Source organism: Stutzerimonas sp. VN223-3, assembly GCF_045999685.1.
Lineage (GTDB): Bacteria > Pseudomonadota > Gammaproteobacteria > Pseudomonadales > Pseudomonadaceae > Stutzerimonas > Stutzerimonas stutzeri_AR.
This window is the reverse complement of the sequence record NZ_RBEC01000002.1, coordinates 519,825-543,937: the sequence shown is the minus strand read 5'-3', so window position 1 is coordinate 543,937 and position 24,113 is coordinate 519,825. Positions and strand designations below refer to the sequence as shown.

Below are 24,113 nucleotides of genomic sequence, written 5' to 3'. Positions count from 1 at the left end.
GGTTACTCGGTCATCGAAGATGAATTGGAGGTGTTGTTGGAAGGCACGGGATCATAGCCGCCCGGATTCCATGGATGGCAACGGCCGAGCCTGCGCAGACTCAACCAGCCACCGCGCACCAGGCCATGGATTTCAATGGCTTCTAGTGCATAGCAGGAACAACTTGGGTAGAAACGACAGTGACTGGCCATCATGGGACTGATGGCGTACCGGTAGATCCGGATCGGGACCAAGGCCAGTTCACGCATGGGCGGATGTGCCCTGTTCAAGATTGCTGACTGCTTGAGAAGGGGTGCGAGACAACCGCCTCCAGAGCTTGGCGAATTGCCGTGCCAGTTCGGGATTATCCAGCTCTGCCAATCCCTTGCGCGCGATAACCACGATGTCCCATCCCGTCAGTTCTGTCTGGTGAAGACGAAAGGTTTCGCGCAGTTGTCGCTTGATGCGGTTGCGCTCCACCGAGAGCTTGACGCTCTTCTTGCCGATCACCAGCCCGATACGGGGATGTGGCAGTTCATTTTCGCGCACCAGTAGCAGGACATTCCTGCCCGGTAACTTGCCGGAAGGGGAGTCGAAGACCGCTTTGAACTGGCGCGGGGTCAGCAATCGCTTTTCCCGACCGAAGTCTCGACTCACTACCTGTCCCGACGTATTCAGACTGCCAGGCGCTTACGACCTTTGGCGCGACGGCGCGACAGGACGGCACGGCCGTTCTTGGTGGCCATACGAGCACGGAAACCGTGGGTGCGAGCGCGCTTGAGGGTGCTGGGTTGGAAAGTGCGTTTCATGATGCTTTACCTGGTGATCCACTGCGGGCCGGAATGGCCCCCTTTTAAGAGACCGGCGATTGTAGAGAAGCCAGGCTGTCAGGTCAATTTCCAACCAATGGCATTCATGAGGAAATTAATAGATAGAAAGATATTAAGATCTTCTTAATACAGAGCTTATAGATGGTGCCGCCACTTTCTGTGCATAAGTGGCTTAAGCTCAGGCGTGGCGGCTATCGCAACGCTTTCTAACGCTCTGTACAAGCCGTGCACTGAACGTGGGCATGTGCTGGATTTGCTGTGGATAAATTGTTGAGTTATCAACAGGCGAGGTTATGGCAAAGATATACACACGATTACACGCCTAGCTCGTGGACAGTTATCAACAGCGCTTAGCTGTAAAGCTTGGTTAACAAAAACGATTCGCAGCGTTTTCTTTTGGCCTAAGAAGGCTCGCCGATTGTGGATAACTGAGTTGTCGAAGGCTACAATAGCCGCCGTTTAAAGCTCGACAGCGTCTAGGAGATTCCGTGTCGGTGGAACTTTGGCAGCAGTGCGTTGACCTCTTGAGGGATGAACTGCCAGCTCAGCAATTCAACACATGGATCCGTCCGCTTCAGGTTGAGGTGGAGGGCGATGAGCTTCGCGTCTACGCGCCCAACCGCTTCGTCCTTGATTGGGTTAATGAGAAGTACCTGTCTAGGTTGCTGGAGTTGCTATCCGAACGGGCCACCGACTTGGCGCCGGCATTATCTCTGCTGATCGGAAGCAAGCGAACAGCCGCCGCGGCGCTTCCATCCGCGTCTATGGCCCGCACGCAGGCACAGTCGACCTCAGCTGCGGCAGCGACGCCGGTGCAAGCTTCGCTGTCATCGCCCTCGGCGATGGCCACCTCGCCAGAACCCGCTGTCACCCCCCCGCCTGCACGTGTAGAGCGCAACGTACAGGTAGAAGGTGGGCTCAAGCACACCAGCTATCTCAATCGCACTTTTACTTTCGAGAACTTCGTCGAGGGTAAGTCGAACCAGTTGGCCCGCGCTGCCGCCTGGCAGGTCGCCGACAATCCGAAGCATGGCTATAACCCTCTGTTTCTGTATGGCGGTGTCGGTCTCGGCAAGACCCACCTCATGCACGCCGTGGGTAATCATCTGCTGAAGAAAAACCCCAATGCTAAAGTGGTCTATCTTCATTCGGAGCGATTCGTTGCCGACATGGTGAAGGCGTTACAGCTCAACGCTATTAATGAATTCAAGCGTTTCTATCGCTCCGTGGACGCTCTTTTAATTGACGACATCCAGTTCTTTGCCAAAAAGGAACGCTCGCAGGAAGAGTTCTTTCATACATTTAACGCGCTGCTCGAGGGTGGTCAGCAGGTGATTCTGACCAGCGACCGCTACCCGAAGGAAATCGATGGTCTCGAGGAAAGGCTGAAGTCTCGCTTCGGCTGGGGCCTCACTGTGGCAGTGGAGCCGCCGGAACTCGAGACGCGTGTAGCGATTCTGATGAAAAAGGCTGACCAGGCTAACGTAGATCTGCCCCACGATGCTGCGTTCTTCATAGCCCAGCGGATACGCTCGAACGTCCGCGAGCTGGAAGGCGCACTGAAGCGCGTGATTGCCCATGCTCACTTCATGGGGCGCGACATCACCATCGAGCTTATTCGCGAATCGTTGAAAGACTTGTTAGCGCTGCAGGACAAGCTGGTGAGCGTCGATAATATCCAGCGTACTGTCGCTGAATATTACAAAATCAAGATATCCGATCTGCTGTCGAAGAGACGCTCACGCTCCGTAGCGCGGCCGCGTCAGGTCGCGATGGCATTATCCAAGGAACTCACCAATCACAGCCTGCCGGAGATCGGCGATGCATTTGGTGGGCGTGATCACACGACGGTGCTGCATGCCTGTCGTAAAATTGCCGAACTTCGAGAATTGGATGCAGATATTCGCGAAGATTACAAAAATCTACTGCGCACTTTGACTACCTGAAAAGATTGCGGCCAATTATAGGCAAGGGACCAGATCATGCATTTCACTATTCAGCGCGAAGCCCTGTTGAAACCTCTGCAGCTGGTTGCCGGCGTCGTCGAGAGGCGCCAAACCTTGCCGGTGCTATCCAACGTATTGCTGGTGGTCCAAGACCATCAGTTGTCTCTTACAGGCACCGATCTGGAAGTTGAACTGGTCGGCCGTGTTGCGCTGGAAGATGCATCCGAGCCTGGGGAGATCACCGTACCGGCGCGCAAGCTGATGGATATTTGTAAAAGCCTGCAGCCTGACGCGCTAATCGATATCCGTCTGGATGATCAAAAAGTCGTGATCAAGTCGGGGCGCAGTCGGTTTTCCTTATCGACCTTGCCTGCGAACGACTTTCCTACTGTCGAAGAAGGCCCTGGTTCGCTGAACTTCAGCGTCAACCAAGGCAAGATGCGCCGCCTGATCGAGCGCAGCAGCTTTGCCATGGCCCAGCAGGACGTGCGCTATTACCTGAACGGCATGCTGATCGAAGTTTCCAGCGGCATGCTACGCGCAGTAGCCACGGATGGGCATCGGCTGGCGATGTGTTCCATGCAGGCCGGCATCGACCAGCCGGACCGCCATCAGGTGATTGTCCCGCGCAAAGGTATTCTCGAATTGGCCCGCTTGCTTACCGATCAGGATGGTGAAGTTGGCATCGTGCTTGGTCAGCATCACATCCGGGCGACAACTGGCGAATTTACCTTCACTTCTAAGCTGGTGGACGGAAAATTCCCTGACTACGAGCGTGTATTGCCCCGTGGCGGTGACAAGCTGGTCGTTGGTGAACGGCAAACTCTCCGCGAGGCGTTCAGCCGTACGGCGATTCTCTCCAATGAGAAATACCGAGGCATTCGTCTTCAGCTGGAAAGCGGTTTGTTGAAGATCCAGGCGAACAACCCTGAACAGGAGGAAGCGGAGGAAGAAGTCGCCGTCGACTATTCGGGTGGAGCTCTGGAGATTGGCTTCAACGTTAGCTATCTGCTCGACGTGTTGGGTGTGATGACTACTGATCAGGTTCGCTTGATTCTTTCGGATGCGAATAGCAGCGCGCTGGTCCAAGAATTCGACAACGATGATTCGGCTTATGTCGTTATGCCGATGCGCCTATAAAATTCGCTGAATGTCCCTTAGCCGTATCTCCGTCACTGGCGTGCGCAATCTGCAGCCGGTGACGTTAAACCCCTCCCCTCGGATAAATATTCTCCATGGCGACAATGGCAGCGGGAAGACCAGTCTTCTCGAGGCCATTCATTTGTTGGGAATGGCACGTTCGTTTCGCAGTACCCGTCTGAACCCAGTTATAAGTCACGAGCAGACCAGCTGCACGGTTTTTGGCCAGGTCCGATTGACTGATGAGCAATTCAGCGCGCTGGGTATTTCCAGGGATCGCTCCGGCGAGGTGCGAATCCGCATTAACGGCCAGAACGTAAAGAGCGCTGCGGAGCTTGCCGACGCGCTGCCGCTACAACTCATCAATCCTGACAGCTTCCGTTTACTGGAAGGCGCACCGAAACTCCGACGACAATTTCTCGATTGGGGCGTGTTCCACGTGGAACCTCGCTTTCTGCAGGCGTGGCAACGGCTCCAGCAGGCGCTCAGGCAACGGAATTCATGGCTTCGGCATGGTACACTGGACGGCGCTTCGCAGGCGGCTTGGAGTCGCGAGCTGAGCTCTGCGAGCGATGAAATAGACGAGTATCGACGTGCCTATATTCAATTGCTGAAACCGGTATTCGAAGGCACGCTAGCGTCGTTGCTTGACCTCGAAGGTTTCCAGCTGAGCTATTACCGCGGCTGGGATAAAGACCGAACCTTGGAGGAAGTGCTGACGGCCTCGATTGAGCGCGACAAGCTCATGGGGCATACCCAGGCGGGCCCGCAACGAGCTGATCTTCGCTTACGGATCGCTAATCATAATGCGGCGGAGACCCTGTCTCGGGGTCAGCAAAAACTCGTTGTATGTGCGTTGCGGATTGCTCAAGGACACCTGGTCAGCGCGGCCAAGCGCGGCCAGTGTATCTATCTGGTCGATGATCTACCGTCCGAATTGGACGATCAGCACCGGCTTGCGCTGTGTCGGTTGCTGGAACAGTTGAATTGCCAGGTCTTCATTACCTGTGTTGATTCGAACGTATTGCGAGAAGGCTGGCGTGACGATACGCCGGTCTCATTGTTTCACGTGGAACATGGTGCGATAGCCCAAGTCCACGACCCTCGGGAGTGAAGGCATGAGCGAAAACCACACGTACGATTCGTCCAGCATCAAGGTTCTGAAGGGCCTCGATGCGGTACGTAAGCGCCCCGGTATGTATATTGGCGATACGGACGACGGCACCGGCCTGCACCATATGGTCTTCGAGGTGGTCGATAACTCTATCGACGAAGCGCTGGCTGGCCATTGCTCCGAGATATCCATCACCATCCATGTTGACGAATCCATTAGCGTTCGCGATAACGGTCGTGGTATTCCAGTCGATATCCACGAAGAAGGCGTGTCCGCGGCTGAAGTTATCATGACCGTACTTCACGCGGGGGGAAAGTTCGATGACAACTCCTACAAGGTATCCGGCGGCCTTCACGGTGTAGGTGTATCGGTTGTAAATGCCTTGTCCGAGGAGCTCGTGCTAACCATCCGCCGAGAGGGCAAGGTCTGGGAGCAAATTTACCGTCACGGTGTGCCGCAAGCACCTCTGACCGCCGTCGGCGAAACCGAAGGTTCAGGTACTCAGATTCACTTCAAACCTTCGGCCGAGACTTTTCAGAATATCCATTTCAGCTGGGACATCCTGGCCAAACGACTACGCGAGCTTTCATTCCTGAACTCCGGTGTGGGAATCGTGCTGCGTGACGAGCGAAACGCCAAGGAAGAGCTTTTCAAGTACGAAGGCGGTCTCAGTGCGTTTGTCGGTTATCTCAATACCAACAAGACGCCAGTCAATGAGGTGTTTCATTTCAATGTCCAGCGTGACGACGGCGTCGGCGTTGAAGTGGCTCTGCAGTGGAATGATAGCTTCAATGAAAATCTGCTTTGCTTCACCAATAATATCCCCCAGCGCGACGGCGGGACTCACTTGGCGGGGTTCCGCTCGGCGTTGACGCGCAACTTGAACAACTACATTGAGCAGGAAGGGCTTGCGAAGAAGCACAAGGTGGCGACCACCGGTGACGATGCACGCGAAGGCCTGACGGCAATTATTTCTGTAAAGGTTCCGGATCCGAAGTTCAGCTCGCAGACCAAGGACAAGCTCGTCTCATCCGAAGTGAAGACGGCCGTTGAACAGGAAATGGGCAAGCATTTTGCTGATTTCCTGCTTGAGCACCCCAATGAAGCGAAGGCTGTTGTTGGCAAGATGATCGACGCGGCGCGTGCCCGCGAGGCGGCCCGTAAAGCTCGTGAGATGACGAGACGCAAGGGAGCGTTGGACATCGCAGGCCTGCCAGGCAAACTAGCGGACTGCCAAGAAAAGGACCCAGCCCTTTCCGAACTCTACATAGTGGAGGGTGACTCCGCGGGCGGCTCTGCCAAACAAGGCCGCAACCGTAGAACTCAAGCCATCCTGCCGCTCAAGGGCAAGATCCTCAACGTCGAAAAGGCTCGATTCGACAAGATGATCTCTTCACAAGAAGTCGGTACGCTGATCACTGCTCTCGGCTGCGGTATCGGTCGCGAAGAGTACAACATCGACAAACTGCGTTATCACAACATCATCATCATGACCGACGCCGACGTCGACGGTTCGCACATTCGCACCCTGCTGTTGACCTTCTTCTTCCGTCAGCTGCCTGAGTTGATTGAGCGAGGCTATGTCTACATCGCCCAGCCGCCACTCTATAAGGTGAAGCGCGGCAAGCAGGAGCAATACATCAAGGACGACGAGGCGATGGATGAGTACCTCACCCAGTCGGCACTCGAAGATGCCAGCTTGCACGTCAATGAAGATGCGCCTGGTCTTTCAGGCGAGGCGCTGGAGCGTCTGGTCAACGACTACCGCACCGTAATGAAAACACTGCAGCGGCTGTCCCGCCTTTACCCGCAGGAACTGACCGAGCACCTCATTTATTTGCCGAGAGTAACTGTTGATCAACTTGGCGATCGGGCTGCGATGCAGGTTTGGCTGGAATCCTATGCCGCCCTGTTGAAAGACGTCGAAAGGTCTGGATTGGCCTACAAAGCGAACCTGCGTGAGGATAAGGAGCGCAACCTGTGGTTGCCGGAAGTAGAGGTCGTTTCCCACGGTCTGGCCAGCTACATCACTTTCAACCGTGACTTCTTCGGCAGCAACGATTACAAAACCGTCACAGTGCTTGGCGATAAGCTCAATAGCCTACTTGAGGACGACGCTTACGTGCAGCGTGGCGAGCGTAAGAAGCAAGTGACGACGTTCAAGCAGGCCCTTGAATGGTTGATGACGGAGGGCACCCGTCGCCACAGTGTCCAGCGGTACAAGGGGCTCGGTGAGATGAACCCGGATCAGCTGTGGGAAACGACTATGGATCCTGCTGTTCGGCGGATGCTCAAGGTGACCATTGACGATGCGATCGCCGCTGATCAGATATTCAATACATTAATGGGCGATGCGGTCGAACCTAGACGAGATTTCATCGAGTCCAATGCTTTGGCCGTATCTAATTTAGATTTCTGATTAATAGTGTTCGCTTAGTTGCTACGCAAAAACCCGGCCTCGCCGGGTTTTTTGTTCCACGTGGAACAATCGGCTACGTAGATCGTCGATAGCTTTAAACCATAGCGACGGATGTTTTAATCAATTTTAGGAATATCCCTGCACCCCGTAAGCTTCCTTCCATAAAGCTTTCAACCTTCCACTTGATCTGCCTTGGTGGATCGGAATAGTTAAACGGGGAATTCCATATGCTTGACAGCAACTTGAAATCGCAATTGAAAACCTACCTGGAAAAGGTCACTCAGCCGTTCGAGATCGTCGCGTCCCTCGATGACGGCGAGAAATCCCAGGAAATGCTCGCCTTGCTGGAAGACATCACCGGCCTGAGCGACAAAATCACGCTGCGCACCGATGGTGACGATGCGCGTCGCCCGTCGTTCGCGCTCAATCGTATCGGTGGCAACATCAGCCTGCGTTTCGCCGGTATCCCGATGGGGCACGAATTCACCTCATTGGTGCTCGCCCTGTTGCAGGTCGGCGGTCATCCGCCGAAGACCGCGGCGGACGTGATCGAACAGATCAAGAGCATCGAAGGCGAATACCACTTCGAAACCTATTTCTCGCTGTCCTGCCAGAACTGCCCGGACGTGGTCCAGGCGCTGAATCTGATGGCCGTGCTCAACCCGAACATCCGCCATGTCGCCATCGATGGCGCGCTGTTTCAGGATGAAGTCGAGCGCCGTCAGGTCATGTCCGTGCCGAGCATCTACCTCAACGGCGAGCTGTTCGGCCAGGGCCGCATGGGCGAAGAAGAAATTCTCGCCAAGCTCGACACCGGCGCCTCGGCACGCGATGCCGAAAAACTCAGCGCCAAGGACGCCTTTGACGTGCTTGTTGTTGGCGGTGGGCCGGCTGGCGCCGCAGCGGCCATCTACGCGGCGCGTAAGGGCATCCGCACCGGTGTCGCCGCCGAGCGCTTCGGCGGTCAGGTGCTCGACACCATGGCCATCGAGAATTTCATCTCGGTCAACGAGACCGAAGGCCCGAAGCTGGCCCGTGCGCTGGAAAACCATGTGCGCGAATACGACGTCGACATCATGAATCTGCAGCGCGCTGCGGCTCTGATACCGGCTAACGGCGAAGGCGGACTGCACGAGATCAAGCTGGAAAACGGCGGCTCGCTCAAGGCCAAGGCGCTGATTCTTGCCACGGGCGCCCGCTGGCGCGAAATGAACGTGCCGGGCGAGCAGGAATACCGCGGTCGCGGTGTCGCTTACTGCCCGCACTGCGATGGCCCGCTGTTCAAGGGCAAGCGCGTGGCGGTGATCGGTGGCGGCAACTCCGGCGTGGAAGCGGCCATCGATCTGGCCGGCATTGTCGCTGAGGTGACACTGCTCGAGTTCGACAGCCAGCTGCGTGCCGATGCCGTGCTGCAGAAGAAGCTCTACAGCCTGCCTAACGTCACCGTGATCACCAGTGCGCTGACCAGCGAAGTCACCGGTGATGGGCAGAAGGTCAACGGCCTGGTCTACAAGGACCGCAACTCCAGCGAGTTCCACAATCTGGAGCTCGAAGGGATCTTCGTGCAAATTGGCCTGCTGCCCAACACCGACTGGCTGAAAGGCACGGTGGAGTTGACCTCGCGCGGCGAGATCATCGTCGATGCGCGTGGCGAGACCTCGCTGCCGGGCATCTTCGCCGCCGGCGACGTCACCACCGTGCCGTACAAGCAGATCGTCATCGCGGTTGGCGAAGGCGCCAAGGCTTCGCTGAGTGCCTTCGACCACCTGATCCGCAGCTCCGTCGAAGACTGAGCGCAGCGGTAACGAAAAGGGGGAGCAGACTTCGGTCTGCTCCCCCTTCGTGTATCTACTCGTCTGATATGACGGCTAAGGCGTCCTTTTCCAGCTCCGTTACTTTCGCGTTGATCCAGTCTTCGGCACGCTGGTTGAGCTCGGCCACCGCACGGGGCCCTTCGCTCTCGGCACGCATCGCCGGTCCGATGACCACTTGAATGGTGCCGGGGCGCTTGCCCCAGCCTGCCTTAGGCCAGAACAGGCCCGCATTATGCGCCACAGGTAGTACCGGCAAGTCGGCGTTTACCGCCAATGCCGCGCCGCCGCGAGAGAACTTGCCTGTCTGCCCCACTGGTACGCGGGTACCCTCTGGGAAAACCAGCACCCAGGCACCCTGCATCAGTCGTTCATGGCCTTGCTTGGCCAATTGGCGCAGCGCCGCCTTGGGGTTCTCGCGATCGATGGCGATGGGCTTGAGCAGCATGATCGCCCAGCCGAAGAACGGTACATAAAGCAGTTCGCGCTTGAGCACCTGGCTCAGCGGCTCGAAGTATGCCGAGAGAAAGAACGTTTCCCAGGTACTCTGATGCTTGGAGAGGATCACGCAGGGTTTATCCGGGATGTTCGCTTGGCCGCTCACTTCGTAGCGCAAACCAACTATGGTTTTTGCCAGCCAGACGGCACTGAGGCACCAGGTCTGGACCACGAATCGATAACGGCTGCGGAACGACATGAAAGGCGCAAAGACCAAGCTGACCAAACACCAGGCGAACGCCGTGAAGGCCAGTAGCAGATAGAACAGCGCAATCCGTATGGGTAGCAGGATTCTCATCGTGAGCCTCTCAACAGGCAATCAACCACTGCAGCCAGGTCATCGAATACCTGCGTGCCCGGCGGCAGTGTACCTTCCAGCGTTCGCATGCCCTTGCCGGTCCGCACCAGATAAGGCACGCCACCCAGACGCATGCCAGCGTGGAGATCGCGATGGCTGTCACCTACAACCGGCACGCCTTTGAGGTCGGCCAGATGGAAGTGCTCGGCTATCCGCTGAAACAGCCCAGGCAATGGTTTGCGGCAGTCACAATCGTCTTCCGGGCCATGCGGGCAATGAACGATCAGATCGATGCACCCGCCCTGCTCCATCACCAGCTGCTGCATCTTGAAATGCATGTCCCCGAGCGTCGTCGCATCGAACATGCCGCGCGCCAGACCGGACTGGTTGGTGGCAACCGCCACCGTCCAGCCGGCCTTGTACAACCGAGCAATGGCTTCGAGCGAACCCGGGATCGGAACCCATTCATCTACGGTTTTCACATAGGTGTCGGAGTCTTCGTTGATGACCCCGTCGCGGTCCAGCACTATCAGTTTCACCGGTTTAGCCAAGTGCGGAAATATCGGCGACGCCAAGGAACAGTCCTCTCAACCGGGCAAGCAAGGCATAGCGGTTGGCGCGTACCGAAGCGTCTTCGGCATTGACCAGTACCGCCTCGAAGAAGGCATCCACAGGGCCGCGCAGATGCGCGAGGCGCTCGAGCGCCTCACGATACTGGCGCGTCGCCGCGAGCGGCTGCACGGCCTGTTCGGCCTGTTGCAGCGCCGAATACAGCGAGAACTCGGTGGCGTTGTCGAACCAACGAGGCTCGACGGTTTCCGGCAGCTTAGCTTCGAACTTGCTTAACAGGTTCGAGACACGCTTGTTTGCCGCCGCCAGCGCCTCTGCTTCCGGTAGCGTGCGGAATGCCTGCACCGCCTGCACACGCTGATCGAAGTCCAGCGCAGAGCCCGGTTGCACGGCACGTACCGACAAATAGGACGCGACCTCGACGCCCTCGTCTTCGTAGCGCGCGCGCAGGCGGTCGAAGATGAACTCCAGCACCTGATCGGCCAGACCCGCAGCCTTCACCTGCGTACCAAACTGGGCGATGGTGAAATTCACGGCCTGCACCAGATCCAGATCCAGTCGTTTTTCGATCAGGATGCGCAGGATCCCGAGCGCAGCGCGGCGCAGCGCATATGGGTCTTTACTGCCGGTGGGCAGCATGCCGATGCCAAATATGCCGACCAGCGTGTCGAGCTTATCGGCTACTGCGAGAATAGAGCCGGTCTGAGTGGCTGGCAGCTCAGCGCCAGCGCCACGCGGCATGTACTGCTCATTCAATGCATGAGCAACATCGACGGGCTCGCCGTCGTTGACCGCGTAGTAGTAGCCGGCGATACCCTGCATTTCCGGGAATTCACCAACCATCTCGGTGGCCAGGTCGCACTTGCTCAGCAAGCCGGCACGGGCCGCCCATTGCGCATTGCCCTCGGTATGTTCGGCGATAAATGCGGCGAGCCGGGAAACCCTTACCGCCTTGTCGTACACGGTGCCCAGCTGCGCCTGGAACACGACGTTCTGCAGTCGCTCGTTGAAGCTTTCCAGCGGGTGCTTCTTGTCCTGCTTGAAGAAGAACTCGGCATCGGTGAGACGCGGACGCACCACCTTCTCGTTACCAGCGACGATCTGCGCCGGGTCCTTCGATTCGATGTTGGCCACGGTAATGAAACGCGGCAGCAGCTTGCCGTTGGCGTCCAGCAGGCAGAAGTACTTCTGGTTGTCCTGCATGGTGGTAATCAGCGCTTCCTGCGGCACTTCAAGGAAACGTTCCTCGAACGAGCAGACCAGAGGCACCGGCCACTCGACCAGAGCAGTGACTTCGTCCAGCAGGGCCGGCGGCACGATGGCGCTGCCGTTCTGCTCTGCAGCCAGTTGCTCGACGCGCTTGGCAATCAGCTCGCGGCGCTCGGCGAAATCGGCAATCACATGAGCGCCACGCAGATCTTCCAGGTAACTGGTCGGTTTGGAAATGCGCACCGGGGCTGGGCTGTGAAAGCGATGACCGCGCGATTCGCGGCCGGCACGTTGAGCGAGGATGGTGCAATCGACCACCTGATCGCCAAACAGCATGACCAGCCATTGGGTTGGGCGAACGAACTCTTCCTTGCGCGCGGCCCAGCGCATGCGCTTGGGAATTGGCAGCTCGCTCAGCGATGTCTCGATGATGCCGGGCAGCAATTCGGTGGTCGGCTGGCCGGGAATTGAGCGACTGTATTTCAGCTTTGGACCGCTGCGATCGATCTCCGCCAGGTCTACACCGCACTTGCGGGCGAAGCCCAGCGCTGCCTGGGTTGGCTCGCCTTCGGCGTCGAAGGCTGCCTGCAGAGGCGGGCCGTCGAGATTGATGCTGCGATCAGGTTGCTCGGTCTCGAGTTGCTCAACCAGCACCGCGAGGCGACGCGGTGCGGCAAACGCCCGTACACGTGCATGCGTGAGGCCGGCGTCTTTCAGGCCCTTTTCAATGCCGACGCGAAACGCGTCGGAAAGCTTGCCGAGCGCCTTGGGCGGCAGCTCTTCGGTGCCGAGCTCGACCAGGAAATCCAGTGCACTCATTCTGCAGCCTCCAGCTTGGCCAGTACTTCATCACGCAGGTCGGGGGTGGCCATGGGAAAGCCGAGCTTGGCGCGCGCCTGCAGGTAGCTCTGCGCCACGGCACGAGCCAGCGCACGCACACGCAAAATGTACTGTTGGCGAGCGGTAACCGAGATGGCCCGGCGGGCATCAAGCAGGTTGAACGTGTGCGAGGCCTTGACCACCATTTCGTAGGTCGGCAAAGGCAGTTGCAGCTCGATAAGCCGATTGGCTTCCGACTCATAGAAATCGAACAGTTCGAACAGCTTTTCGACGTTGGCGTGCTCGAAGTTGTAGGTAGACTGCTCCACCTCGTTCTGATGGAACACGTCGCCGTAGGTGACGGTGCCGAACGGGCCGTCGGCCCAGATCAGGTCGTAAACCGAGTCGACGCCTTGCAGATACATGGCCAGTCGTTCCAGGCCGTAGGTGATCTCGCCAGTCACCGGATAGCACTCGATACCGCCGACCTGCTGGAAATAGGTGAACTGGGTGACTTCCATGCCGTTCAGCCAGACCTCCCAGCCTAGCCCCCACGCGCCCAGCGTTGGCGATTCCCAGTTGTCCTCGACGAAGCGCACGTCGTGCACCAAAGTATCCACACCGATGTGGCGCAGCGAGCCGAGATAAAGGTCCTGGATGTTGTCCGGATTGGGTTTCAGCACCACCTGGAATTGATAGTAGTGCTGCAGACGGTTGGGGTTTTCGCCATAGCGGCCATCGGCTGGACGGCGCGAGGGTTGCACATAAGCGGCGTTCCAGGTCTCGGGACCGATGGCGCGCAGGAAGGTGGCGGTGTGGAAGGTACCGGCGCCCATTTCCATGTCATAGGGCTGCAGAACCACGCAGCCCTGCTCCGCCCAGTAGCTTTGCAGGGCGAGGATCAGGTCTTGGAAGGTGCGCACGGCAGGCGTAGGCTGGGTCAAAATTTCACCTGTGCTGGCTTCGACAGAAAGCCTCGGAGTATACCTGATAACAGCCCCGGCCCGGCGTGGCGCGCACCTTCGGGTTATGCTTTGAGGCGAGTTCGTCGCCCTTTTCAAGGACAAGGAAATGCCGCGTTGCGCCTGGTGCAGCGATGACCCGCTGTACATCGATTATCACGACAGCGAGTGGGGTGTGCCGACTCGCGATCCACAGGTTCTTTTCGAATTCTTGATACTCGAGGCGTTTCAGGCCGGGCTGTCATGGATAACCGTGCTGCGAAAGCGCGAGCGCTATCGCCAAGTGCTGTTCGGCTTCGATCCGCAACGTCTGGCGCGGATGACCGATGCCGAAATTGACGAGCGCATGCTTGATCCAGGCATCATCCGCAACCGGCGCAAACTCGAAGCCGCACGGCGCAATGCTCAACGCTGGCTGGAATTGGAAGATCCGGTTGGCTGGTTGTGGTCGTTCGTCGGTGGCCAACCGAAGATCAATCGTTTCGAGTCGATCAAGCAGGTGCCGGCCGTGACGGCGGAGGCCGAGGCCATGAGCCGAGCGTTAAAGAAGGCCGGGTTCAGCTTCGTCGGCCCCACCATCTGCTACGCCTATATGCAGGCCTGCGGCATGGTCATGGACCATGTACTCGATTGCGAGCGGCATGCGGAACTGACGGCAGGCAAGGCGTAGGACGTATACCACCGCCTGGCCACAGGCCGGTGGTTACGACCGGTTTATGGCGTGTCGTACCACCTACGCCACTGAAGACAGGCGATTGTTGCAGGTACACTAGGCGACTGGTTTTCTTCGGAGTGTCGCGTGGAAAAGTTCAAAGGTGCGTTGGTGGTCGGTTTCCTGCGCCTGTTCGCCCTGCTGCCCTGGCGTGCGGTACAAGGGCTGGGCGGGCTCATCGGCTGGTTGATGTGGAAACTGCCCAACCGCTCGCGCGAAGTCGCCCGGACCAACCTGGCCAAGTGTTTTCCCGAGCTCGATGCTGCCCAGCAGGAGCGCCTGCTCAAGCAAAGCCTGCAGCAGATCGGTAAGACCTTTACCGAAAGTGCCTGCGCCTGGATCTGGCCAGCGGACAAAACGCTGCGTCTGGTCAAGGAAGTCGAGGGGTTGGAGGTGCTGGAACAGGCGCTGGCCTCCGGCAAGGGGGTCGTCGGCATTACCAGCCACCTTGGCAACTGGGAAGTGCTCAATCACTTCTATTGCGCGCAGTGCAAACCGATCATTTTCTATCGCCCGCCGAAACTCAAGGCGGTAGACGACCTGTTGCAGCGCCAGCGCGTGCAGCTGGGCAACAAGGTCGCGCCTTCGACCCGTGAGGGCATCATCAGCGTAATCAAGGAAGTTCGCCGCGGCGGCGCCGTGGGGATTCCCGCTGATCCGGAGCCCAGCGAGGGCGCTGGCGTATTCGTACCTTTTCTCGGAACCCAGGCACTGACCAGCAAGTTCGTGCCCGGTATGCTCACCGGCGGCAAGGCGATCGGCGTGTTTCTTCATGCGTTGCGCCTGGAGGATGGTTCAGGCTACAAAGTGATTCTCGAAGCGGCACCGTCAGCGATGTATGACGAGGACATCGAAGTCGCGGTAGCCGCCATGAGCGGCGTTGTCGAACGCTATGTCCGTACATGGCCGAGCCAGTACATGTGGACCATGAAGCGTTTCAAGAAACGCCCCGTCGGCGAAACGCGCTGGTACTGACGACATCCAACGCATAACAACAAGGAAAGTCATGGGAAACGCCAATCAGCGACAGTACCCGCGAGCATCTATGAAGTGCCGCATTCGCATCAGTCATGAGTCCTTTGGAGAGGTCTTCGCCCACACGCGCGACCTGTCCGATGGCGGTGTGTACGTCAAACATCCACAACTGACCGAGCTTCAGCCGGGCATGATCGTCCGCGGCCAGGTGCAGGATCTGCCGATCCCGGCACCGGAGCTGCAGATGGAAGTGATGCGCGTCGATGCCGAGGGTGCCGGCTTGCGCTTCATCCACGAGGACTGAGGCAACACGCTCTGCTCCTGCCGCGCGCTAGCTGGACAGCTGCTTGTTTAGCTTGCGCAGGAACACCCCCATTTCTTTCTCGGCCTGTTTATCTCCGTGCGCCTGTGCTGCGAGCAACCCCTTCTCCCATGCCTGGCGCGCGCCATCAAGGTCACCGTTAACCTGCAGCGCCTTGCCGAGCAGCTTCCAGGCAGCCGAGTACTTGGGATCCTGCTCGACGCAGCGCTGCAGATGCACGGCGGCCTGAGCCGCGTCATCTGCGTCTAGGTAACCCTTGCCAAGGCCGAAGCGCAGCATGGGATTGTCCATGCCTTTGGCCAGCATCTTTTCCAGTGATTCGAGCATCTGCTCTCCCCTTCGACGGTGAGTACCGTAAGGCTGGCTAACGGCAGCGAGACGATTCGGGCTGCCGCTCGCGATCCGCCTAGCTCGCCTGGTTCACGGCACTGAGAAATTCCTGGGTACGCTCCTCGCGAGGATTGCCAAACAGCTCGTCCGGCGTGCCTTGTTCATGAATGCGGCCCTCGTTGAAGAAGCATATGCGGTCGGCAAACTCGCGCGCGAATCCCATCTGGTGAGTGACCATCAGCATCGTCAGGCTATGTGCATCGCCCAACCGGCGAATGACATTGAGCACCTCGCCACAGAGCTCCGGATCCAGCGCCGAGGTCACCTCGTCGAACAGCATCACTTTTGGCCGCATCGCCAACGCGCGGGCAATCGCCACACGCTGCTGCTGGCCGCCGGACAGCTGCGACGGGTAATGATCGAGCTTATCTTCCAATCCGACCATGGCTAGCAGCTCTTCGGCGCGCTCGCGCGCTTCGGCTTTCGACAGGCCCAGCACTTGCACCGGCGCTTCCATTACGTTCTGCCGGGTGCTCATGTGCGGAAACAGATTGAAGCTTTGGAACACCATGCCTACCTTGCCGCGCACTCGGCGCAAGTGTCGGGCATTGGCGCGGACCAGATCGCCGTTGGCGCCGGGCATATGCGTCAGCGGTTCGTCATCGACCATGATCACCCCTTCATCGATATCTTCCAGCGTCATCAATGCACGCAGCAGGGTGGATTTGCCCGAGCCGCTGGGACCGATGATGGCGACCTTTTCACCGTTTCGCACATCCAGATCGAGGTGATTGAGCACGGTCAGGTCGCCGTAGCGCTTGGTCACGTCGCGGAACTGCACCATGATTTCCGGCTCGGTGGTAGCGTCGGTCGGGTTCGAGGCCTCGGCGGCAGGCATCAATGCGTTCATCGGGCTAGCTCCATACGGTTTTCCAGACGGCGCACGAACCAGGCGAGGCCGAGACTGAGAATGAGGAAAAACAGGCCAACCATGGTGATCGGCTCCAGGTAGCGGAAATGTTCCGAGCCAATGTTCTTGGCTCGCTGCATGATCTCCACCACGGTGATTGCGGACAGCACCGGCGTGTCCTTCAGCATCGAGATCAGGTAGTTGCCCAGCGCTGGCAGAATGGGCCGCAGGGCCTGCGGCAGGATGATCTTGCGGTAGGCGTTGAGCGGCTTCATGTTCAACGCAGTCACCGCCTCCCATTGCGCACGCGGCACGGCATCGAGCCCGGCGCGATAGACCTCGGCGGTGTAGCAGGCGTAGTGCAGCGCGATGCCGATGATCCCGGCCTGCAGCGCCGACAGGTTGAGACCGAAGTTGGGCAACACGAAGAACAGGAAGTACACCTGAATCAGCAGCGGTGTGCTGCGGATGAACTCGATAAGACCGGTCATCGGCCACGACAGCCAGCGATGTCGGCTGCGCCGACCCACCGCGAGAAACAGCCCCAGAACGATGGCGATGGCAAATCCAGCCAGGGTGATGCCGATGGTCTTCAGCGAAGCGTCCAGCAGCCTGGGCAGGATGTCCCAGGCGAATTCCCAGTCGAAGAAGTTCATGTCAACCCTCCGCGCATGCGACCGCGGCCCAGGCGGCGTTCCAGCATGCGCATGGAGAAGTTGATGATCTGCGCCAGGACGAAGTACATCACCAGTGCCAGGCCGAAAATTTCCATGGTCATCAGCGTTGCCTGGTCCAGCTGGCGTGCGCGGAAGGCCAGATCAGACAATGTGATGAGCGAGACCAGCGAGGTATTTTTCAGCAATTCGATCAGCAAGTTGGTGCCCGGAGGAATCGCTGCCAGCAACGCCTGCGGCAGGATGATCCTTCGAAGCCGTTGCCAGGCAGTCATGTTCAGGGCCAGGCAAGCCTCGCGCTGGCCCTCGTGTACTGAGCGTATGGCGCCGCGCAGCACTTCTGCACCGTAGGCGCCGATATTCAGGCCGAGGCCGATTACCGCGACATTGAACGCGCTCATGGAAATATTGAATGGCGGCATCGGCAGCACGAAATAGAGCCAGAACAGCTGGACCAACAGCGAACTGCCGCGAAACAGCTCGATGTAGGCGATGGCTAGCCAGCGCAGCGGGGCGATCGGCGAGAGTCGTCCTAACGCGCCGATCAGCGCGGCGACTATCGCCAGCAAGGAGCCCCAGAAGGTGACCTGCACGGTCACCCAGGCGCCTTGCAGCAGGAGAGGGAGTAGTTCGTTCATCTTGGGTTTCCGGTTGGCTCCAGGAAAATCGGAGCTGAGATCGCAAGCCATCCGGTAAGGCCTGGCTGCGTAAGTGGGCTGCGTTCCAGTCTTTACACGCGGGGCAGCGAGAAGCAGCCAGCCGCTGACTGATGTACCGCGATGAAGCGGTGCATCCAAGCAGAGGCGAGGGAGCTATCGAAGGATCGTTCACTGGAGTGAAGCCGGCGCGGCGCGAAGAGCGGCCGCATCGACTCGATCAGGCGCTGCAGAGCTCTTCGGCAGTTTTGTCCGTGACGTTCGAGCGATCGAAGCCGAAGGGGGCGACGGTCTTCAAGTGCTCTTCGCTGCCAAGCCACTTTTTCAGCTCGGCGTTGACTGCGTCACGCAGCGCCTTGTCTTCTGGACGGAAGGCCAGCGCACCGTAGCCGGTGTGGGCAGGGTCATCCTTGAAGTCAGTAGTAGCCTCGACCTTATCGCCCGCCTTGTCAGCCAGACCCTTCATGGTCAACTGGGTGCCGATGGCGGCATCGGCACGTCCGGTGCGCACGGCCTGCAGCTGCGAGGTGGTGTCCGGGACCTGGACGATTTGCGAGTCCTTGATGCCGGCTTCGCGTGCATAGGCAAGGTTGACCGTGCCGGACATGATGGCCAGTTTCACATCGGGATTATTGGCGATGTCTTCGTAACTGCGCAGGTTTTCTGGATTGCCAGCGAGAACCAGCAGGGTATCTGGCAATTGATAGTGCGGATCGGTAAACAGCACTTGCTTGCAACGATCGGGAGTGATGTACATGCCGGCTGCGATCAAATCGAAGCGGCTGGCGCGCAGGCCGGGGATCAACGAACCCCATTCGGTCAGGACGGGTTTGATGGTCTCGATACCCATCCGCTGGAAAATCTTCTCTACGATTTCAGGGGATTCGCCGGTGACACTGCCGTCGGTGGCGGTGTATGCGAAGGGTGTTTCGTTGGCATAGCCGATGCGGACGCTGCTGCTGTCCTTGATGTCTTCCAGGGTATCGGCCTGGACCAGGCTGCTGATCGTGACACTCGCGAGTGCGGTGCAACCGATCAGTAGCCGGGCAATGGGTGAGATGCTGAAATTCCTCATGGTGTCTCTCCTTTGTTCCTTTGAAATCCGGTAACGGATCATTAGCTTTAGGAGGCAGTTGCCAGGGGCGAACGTAGTCAAACCTGTCTTACGATGATGTTGCCTCGTTGTTCTTATCCATCACCGTGAGTTAACGGAAGGCCTTCGCTAGACAAAGCGGCTTCGTAACCCTACCCGAGCATACAAAACCTGGGAGCTTAACGGAAATTTAGCGGGCATCTGAGTCGAATTGATTCGATTCAGGAGGAAAGAATGGGGTTCGTACGAACTGGCTTAAGCCGCACGGCACCCGCGATAGCGTCGCGGGTGCTGGGATGGACGGGAATGAATCGAATCAGAAAAAGGTAAGCCCAGCTTGGAACAGGCGTTCCACGTCGCGAATCTGCTTCTTGTCGACGAGGAACAAAATCACATGGTCGCCCGACTCGATCACCGTGTTGTCATGGGCGATCAGCACCTCTTCGTCACGAATTACCGCGCCGATGGTGGTTCCCGGCGGTAGGGCGATTTTGCCGATTTCACGGCCGACCACCTTGCTTGACCGCGGATCGCCGTGGGCGATTACCTCGATTGCTTCGGCTGCACCGCGGCGCAGCGAGTGGGCGCTGACGATGTCCCCACGGCGTACGTGGGTCAGCAAAGTACCAATGGTGGCCAGCTGTGGGCTGATGGCGATATCGATCTCGCCGCCCTGGACCAGATCGACATAGGCCGGGTTGTTGATGATGCACATCACTTTGCGTGCGCCGAGGCGCTTGGCGAGCAGCGACGACATGATGTTGGCTTCGTCGTCGTTGGTCAGCGCGAGGAAGACATCGGCGTCGTTGATATTTTCTTCCACTAGCAAATCGCGATCCGAGGCGCTGCCCTGGAGAATGATGGTGCTGTCGAGGGTGTCCGAGAGGTAGCGGCAGCGTACCGGATTCGTCTCGATGATCTTCACCTGATAACGGCTTTCGATAGCTTCCGCGAGGCGTTCGCCTATATGCCCGCCGCCGGCGATCACGATGCGTTTGTAGTTTTCATCGAGTCGGCGCATCTCACTCATCACAGCGCGGATATGCCCGCGTGCGGCGATGAAGAAAACTTCGTCATCGGCTTCGATAACCGTATCGCCCTGCGGCAGGATGGCCTGGTTGCGACGAAAGATAGCTGCCACGCGTGTATCGATGTGAGGCATGTGTTTGCGAATCTGGCGCAGTTCCTGTCCCACCAGCGGGCCGCCGTAATAAGCCCGTACCGCTACCAGCTGCGCCTTGCCCCCGGCGAAGTCGATTACCTGCAGGGAACCGGGATGCTCGATCAGGCGTTTGATGTAGTTGGTGACAACCTGCTCGGGGCTGATCAGCACGTCGACCGGAATCGCCTCGTTGCTGAACAGGCCGGAACGGGTCAGGTACACCGACTCGCGCACCCGGGCGATCTTGGTCGGAGTGCGGAACAGCGTATAGGCGACCTGACAGGCAACCATATTGGTCTCATCGCTGTTGGTCACGGCCACCAGCATGTCGGCATCATCCGCACCGGCCTGACGTAAAACCGTGGGAAACGAGCCGCGACCGACTACGGTGCGAATGTCCAGGCGATCTCCAAGATCACGCAGGCGATCGGCGTCGGTATCTACCACGGTGATGTCGTTGGCTTCGCTGGCGAGGTTCTCGGCAAGCGTGCCGCCCACCTGCCCTGCGCCGAGAATGATGATCTTCACGAAGTCGCTCCTGAAGGGCAGCTTTCGGCCGCCCATGATTGGCCAAACTTATCGATTACAAATCCGTAGGGTGGACCGGGCGACGTTCCGCATTAGCCCACCGCAATCGAATGATGCCGGCGCCTCTCGGTGGGCTGAAGCCCACCCTACGGTGCTTGTTGATTACATATTGGTGGGCTGACAGTCGCCCGGCCCACCCTACAAAGCTGATGCCGCTCATCGCAAATCCGTAGGGTGGGCTTTAGCCCACCGCGGCTCACCGCCGTCACCACCACCCTGATTCCGCCTCGCCGAAGTGCTCCGCTGTCTCATTTAGATACGCTTGCCGTTGGGTTGGGCCGCGATTTTTATCAGTTTGGCGTAATAGAAGCCATCATGGCCCTCTTCCTGCGGCAGCAGCTGACGACCATGAGACTGTTCGACGCCGAAACCACTCGGTAGGTCCAGTTCGCGAGCGCCCGGCGTTCGCGCAAGGAACGCCTCGATCACCTCACGATTCTCGGTGGGCAATACCGAACAAGTGGCGTACAGCAGCACACCGCCGACCGCCAAGGTTGGCCAGAGCGCGTCGAGCATTTCGCTTTGGAGGGTTGCCAATGGCGCGATGTCTTCGGCCTGCCGGGCAAGCTTGATGTCCGGATGGCGGCGGATCACGCCGGTCGCCGAGCAAGGGGCGTCGAGGAGAATGCGCTGGAATGGCCGACCATCCCACCATTGGCCGGTCGCACGCGCATCGGCGGCAACCAGTGTTGCCTGCAATCTCAGCCGGTCGAGGTTTTCTTGTACGCGCTGCAATCGCTTCGGCTCCAGATCCAGCGCGATGATTTCTTTCAGGTTCGGCTCGCGCTCAAGGATGTGACAGGTCTTGCCGCCAGGCGCGCAGCAAGCGTCCAAAACGCGTTGGCCCGGTGCGAGATCGAGCAGCCCAGCGGCCAGCTGGGCTGCTTCGTCCTGCACACTGACGCGGCCTTCGGAAAAGCCCGGCAGTTGGTTGACGTCGCAGGCCTCAGCCAGACGAATGCCATCCTGGCTGTGACCGCATGGAAACGCTTCGATGCCCGCCGCCTGTAATTCGCCCAGGTAGATATCACGGCCGACCTGGCGGTGATTGACCCGCAGCATCATCGGCGGATGCGCGTTGTTCGCGGTGCAGATTGCTTGCCAGTGTTCGGGCCAGTGCGCCTTTAATGACTTTTGCAACCAGCGCGGGTGGGCGAAGCGGATGACTGGATCACGCTCCAGTTCGGCGAACAGTGCCTCGCTGTCGCGCTGGGCGTTGCGCAGCACCGCGTTGAGCAGGCCTTTGGCCCAGGACTTCTTCAGCTTGTCGGCGCAGCCAACGGTCTCGCCAATGGCTGCATGCGGCGGAATGCGGGTGTAAAACAGCTGATAGAGACCGACCAGCAATAATGCCTCGACATCACGATCAGCGGCCTTGAACGGTTTCTGCAACAACCGATCGGCGAGACCGGCCAGTCGCGGTTGCCAACGCGCAGCGCCAAAGGCCAGCTCTTGGGTCAGGCCGCGATCACGCCCATCGACTTTGCCCAACACCTCGGGCAGGCTGCTGCCCAGCGAGGCCTTGCCGGAGAGCACCACGCTCAGCGCGCGGGCCGCGGCGAGGCGCGGATTCATCGACATTATTCGAACACCTTGCCAGGCGCGAATTGCTCACGTCGGCTGTTATATAGATCGCTGAAACTCAACGGTTTTCCGTTCGGCAGCTGCAGACGAGTAAGCAGCAGCAAGCCTTCGCCGCACGCGACTTGTAAACCGTCCTTGCCGGCACCGATGATCTGGCCCGGCGCGCCCTGCCCCTCAACCAAACGTGCGTCGTGAATCTTCACGGTGGCCCCGTCCAGGCTGCTGTGGCAAATCGGCCAGGGATGAAAAGCGCGTATCAGGCGCTCAAGCTCGACAGCCGGGCGGCGCCAGTCGATGCGCGCCTCGTCCTTGTTCAGCTTGTGCGCATAGGTAGCCAGACTGTCGTCCTGTACCTCGCCTTGCAGCGTCCCGGCCTCCAGCGCCGCGATCGCTTCAACCACTGCGCGCGAACCGAGTTCGGCAAGGCGGTCATGCAGGGTGCCGCCGGTGTCGTCGCGGGTAATGGGCGTGGTGACCTTGAGCAGCATCGGCCCGGTATCCAGCCCTGCTTCCATCTGCATCACGGTCACGCCGGATTCGGCGTCGCCGGCTTCGACCGCGCGCTGAATCGGCGCTGCGCCGCGCCAGCGCGGAAGCAGCGAGGCGTGACTGTTGATGCAACCCAGGCGCGGCAGGTCGAGCACAGTCTGCGGAAGAATTAATCCATAGGCGACCACGACCATCAGATCGGTCTGCAGCCCAGCCAATTCCGCTTGCGCAGCTGGATCGCGCAGCGTCTGCGGCTGATACACCGGAATGTCGTGCTGCAACGCGAGTTGCTTGACCGGGCTGGGCATCAGCTTTTGCCCACGTCCGGCTGGTCGATCCGGCTGCGTATAAACCGCAACTATCTGCCGCTTTGCGTCGAGCAGGGCTTGCAGATGCTGAGCGGCGAATTCAGGAGTACCGGCAAAAACGATGCGCATGGAAAGGACTCATCAATAAAAAAGGCTTGCTGCTGCAAGCCTTCGGAGCGGTGATCAAGCCTGCTGGCGGTGAATCTTTTCCAGCTTCTTCTTGATCCGGTCGCGCTTGAGGTTGGACAGATAGTCGACGAACAATTTGCCGTTGAGGTGATCGCACTCGTGCTGGATGCACACGGCTAGCAGGCCTTCGGCGATCAGCTCGTAGGGTTGGCCGTCGCGGTCCAGCGCCTTGACCTTGACCTTCTGCGGGCGGTCCACGTTCTCGTAGAAGCCGGGCACCGACAGGCAGCCTTCCTGGTACTGCTCCATCTCCTCGGTGAGGAACTCGAACTCAGGATTGATGAATACGCGCGGCTCGGACTTGTCCTCGGACAGGTCCATTACCACCACACGCTTGTGCACGTTGACCTGCGTCGCGGCCAAGCCGATGCCCGGTGCGTCGTACATGGTCTCGAACATGTCGTCGATCAATTGGCGAAGGCCGTCATCGACCACATCCACCGGTTTGGCGATGGTGCGCAGGCGCGGATCGGGAAATTCAAGGATGTTCAGGATTGCCATATGCGTTTGTGATGCACTTATGGAA

General features: G+C 58.8%; 24 protein-coding genes. 8 read left to right on the top strand and 16 right to left on the bottom strand.

From position 1 onward, the window contains the following. Positions 1-2: 2 nt before the first annotated feature. The 3 genes from yidD to rpmH are packed head-to-tail and all read right to left on the bottom strand — an operon-like array spanning position 3 to position 788. The gene (gene yidD, locus D7241_RS11395; protein ID WP_255982980.1) at positions 3-248 is read right to left on the bottom strand and encodes a membrane protein insertion efficiency factor YidD; all 246 of its coding nucleotides are present in this window, start codon (positions 246-248) and stop codon (positions 3-5) included. Continuing rightward, complete coding sequence (gene rnpA, locus D7241_RS11390; RefSeq protein WP_408101622.1) at positions 241-636, bottom strand: ribonuclease P protein component; 396 nt, start codon at positions 634-636, stop codon at positions 241-243. The genes yidD and rnpA overlap by 8 nt, the downstream gene beginning before the upstream one ends. Positions 637-653: 17 nt before the next feature. Further along, positions 654-788: a 50S ribosomal protein L34 gene (rpmH, locus tag D7241_RS11385; protein WP_019340723.1), complete on the bottom strand. Its 135-nt coding sequence runs from the start codon at positions 786-788 to the stop codon at positions 654-656. A gap of 509 nt (positions 789-1,297) precedes the next feature. On the opposite strand from rpmH, the gene dnaA reads away from it, so the two are divergent. The 5 genes from dnaA (at position 1,298) to ahpF (ending at position 9,221) form a co-directional block, all read left to right on the top strand. Further along, positions 1,298-2,755, top strand: coding sequence for a chromosomal replication initiator protein DnaA (gene dnaA, locus D7241_RS11380; RefSeq protein WP_408101621.1), 1,458 nt, complete (start codon positions 1,298-1,300; stop codon positions 2,753-2,755). 36 nt (positions 2,756-2,791) lie between these two features. Beyond that, positions 2,792-3,895: a DNA polymerase III subunit beta gene (gene dnaN, locus D7241_RS11375; protein ID WP_255982986.1), complete on the top strand. Its 1,104-nt coding sequence runs from the start codon at positions 2,792-2,794 to the stop codon at positions 3,893-3,895. Between the two features lie 10 nt (positions 3,896-3,905). After that, positions 3,906-5,009 carry a DNA replication/repair protein RecF gene (gene recF / locus D7241_RS11370; RefSeq protein ID WP_408101620.1) on the top strand — a complete coding sequence of 368 codons (1,104 nt, stop codon included), beginning with the start codon at positions 3,906-3,908 and terminating at the stop codon, positions 5,007-5,009. A 4-nt stretch (positions 5,010-5,013) separates the two neighbouring features. Then, positions 5,014-7,428: a DNA topoisomerase (ATP-hydrolyzing) subunit B gene (gene gyrB / locus D7241_RS11365; RefSeq protein ID WP_408101619.1), complete on the top strand. Its 2,415-nt coding sequence runs from the start codon at positions 5,014-5,016 to the stop codon at positions 7,426-7,428. 227 nt (positions 7,429-7,655) lie between these two features. After that, positions 7,656-9,221, top strand: coding sequence for an alkyl hydroperoxide reductase subunit F (gene ahpF / locus D7241_RS11360; protein ID WP_408101618.1), 1,566 nt, complete (start codon positions 7,656-7,658; stop codon positions 9,219-9,221). 55 nt (positions 9,222-9,276) lie between these two features. On the opposite strand, the gene D7241_RS11355 is transcribed toward ahpF, so the two are convergent. The 4 genes from D7241_RS11355 to glyQ are packed head-to-tail and all read right to left on the bottom strand — an operon-like array spanning position 9,277 to position 13,577. After that, on the bottom strand, positions 9,277-10,035 hold the full coding sequence (locus D7241_RS11355) for a lysophospholipid acyltransferase family protein (RefSeq protein ID WP_408101617.1): 759 nt from the start codon (positions 10,033-10,035) through the stop codon (positions 9,277-9,279). Beyond that, the gene (gene gmhB, locus D7241_RS11350) at positions 10,032-10,574 is read right to left on the bottom strand and encodes a D-glycero-beta-D-manno-heptose 1,7-bisphosphate 7-phosphatase (RefSeq protein ID WP_408101616.1); all 543 of its coding nucleotides are present in this window, start codon (positions 10,572-10,574) and stop codon (positions 10,032-10,034) included. The genes D7241_RS11355 and gmhB overlap by 4 nt, the downstream gene beginning before the upstream one ends. A 4-nt stretch (positions 10,575-10,578) precedes the next feature. Then, entirely contained in the window at positions 10,579-12,633 is a 2,055-nt protein-coding gene (gene glyS / locus D7241_RS11345) for a glycine--tRNA ligase subunit beta (protein WP_408101615.1), read from the bottom strand. Then, the gene (glyQ, locus tag D7241_RS11340) at positions 12,630-13,577 is read right to left on the bottom strand and encodes a glycine--tRNA ligase subunit alpha (protein ID WP_408101614.1); all 948 of its coding nucleotides are present in this window, start codon (positions 13,575-13,577) and stop codon (positions 12,630-12,632) included. The genes glyS and glyQ overlap by 4 nt, the downstream gene beginning before the upstream one ends. Before the next feature lie 127 nt (positions 13,578-13,704). Here glyQ and D7241_RS11335 point away from each other — a divergent pair, with 127 nt between their 5' ends. The 3 genes from D7241_RS11335 (at position 13,705) to D7241_RS11325 (ending at position 15,586) form a co-directional block, all read left to right on the top strand. Continuing rightward, the gene (locus D7241_RS11335) at positions 13,705-14,265 is read left to right on the top strand and encodes a DNA-3-methyladenine glycosylase I (RefSeq protein WP_255983733.1); all 561 of its coding nucleotides are present in this window, start codon (positions 13,705-13,707) and stop codon (positions 14,263-14,265) included. 129 nt (positions 14,266-14,394) lie between these two features. Further along, the gene (locus tag D7241_RS11330; RefSeq protein ID WP_408101613.1) at positions 14,395-15,282 is read left to right on the top strand and encodes a lysophospholipid acyltransferase; all 888 of its coding nucleotides are present in this window, start codon (positions 14,395-14,397) and stop codon (positions 15,280-15,282) included. Between the two features lie 31 nt (positions 15,283-15,313). After that, the gene (locus tag D7241_RS11325) at positions 15,314-15,586 is read left to right on the top strand and encodes a PilZ domain-containing protein (protein WP_408101612.1); all 273 of its coding nucleotides are present in this window, start codon (positions 15,314-15,316) and stop codon (positions 15,584-15,586) included. A 27-nt stretch (positions 15,587-15,613) separates the two neighbouring features. On the opposite strand, the gene D7241_RS11320 is transcribed toward D7241_RS11325, so the two are convergent. From D7241_RS11320 to def, 9 genes are all read right to left on the bottom strand, one after another. Beyond that, positions 15,614-15,931 (bottom strand): tetratricopeptide repeat protein, encoded by a 318-nt coding sequence (locus D7241_RS11320; protein WP_408101611.1) that lies wholly within the window; start codon positions 15,929-15,931, stop codon positions 15,614-15,616. Between the two features lie 79 nt (positions 15,932-16,010). Continuing rightward, positions 16,011-16,844 carry an ectoine/hydroxyectoine ABC transporter ATP-binding protein EhuA gene (gene ehuA / locus D7241_RS11315; protein ID WP_408101610.1) on the bottom strand — a complete coding sequence of 278 codons (834 nt, stop codon included), beginning with the start codon at positions 16,842-16,844 and terminating at the stop codon, positions 16,011-16,013. Further along, entirely contained in the window at positions 16,841-17,500 is a 660-nt protein-coding gene (gene ehuD, locus D7241_RS11310) for an ectoine/hydroxyectoine ABC transporter permease subunit EhuD (RefSeq protein WP_408101609.1), read from the bottom strand. Before ehuD ends, ehuA begins: the two co-directional genes overlap by 4 nt. Continuing rightward, positions 17,497-18,156, bottom strand: a complete 660-nt coding sequence (gene ehuC / locus D7241_RS11305) for an ectoine/hydroxyectoine ABC transporter permease subunit EhuC (RefSeq protein ID WP_408101608.1) — start codon at positions 18,154-18,156, stop codon at positions 17,497-17,499. The genes ehuD and ehuC overlap by 4 nt, the downstream gene beginning before the upstream one ends. A 238-nt stretch (positions 18,157-18,394) precedes the next feature. Continuing rightward, entirely contained in the window at positions 18,395-19,249 is an 855-nt protein-coding gene (gene ehuB / locus D7241_RS11300) for an ectoine/hydroxyectoine ABC transporter substrate-binding protein EhuB (protein ID WP_408101607.1), read from the bottom strand. A gap of 334 nt (positions 19,250-19,583) precedes the next feature. Continuing rightward, on the bottom strand, positions 19,584-20,957 hold the full coding sequence (trkA, locus tag D7241_RS11295) for a Trk system potassium transporter TrkA (RefSeq protein WP_255983741.1): 1,374 nt from the start codon (positions 20,955-20,957) through the stop codon (positions 19,584-19,586). Positions 20,958-21,269: 312 nt separating this feature from the next. After that, positions 21,270-22,592, bottom strand: coding sequence for a 16S rRNA (cytosine(967)-C(5))-methyltransferase RsmB (rsmB, locus tag D7241_RS11290; protein ID WP_408102322.1), 1,323 nt, complete (start codon positions 22,590-22,592; stop codon positions 21,270-21,272). A 5-nt stretch (positions 22,593-22,597) separates the two neighbouring features. Then, positions 22,598-23,527 (bottom strand): methionyl-tRNA formyltransferase, encoded by a 930-nt coding sequence (fmt, locus tag D7241_RS11285; RefSeq protein WP_408101606.1) that lies wholly within the window; start codon positions 23,525-23,527, stop codon positions 22,598-22,600. A 54-nt stretch (positions 23,528-23,581) separates the two neighbouring features. After that, the gene (def, locus tag D7241_RS11280; RefSeq protein WP_408101605.1) at positions 23,582-24,088 is read right to left on the bottom strand and encodes a peptide deformylase; all 507 of its coding nucleotides are present in this window, start codon (positions 24,086-24,088) and stop codon (positions 23,582-23,584) included. Between the last annotated feature and the right edge of the window lie 25 nt (positions 24,089-24,113).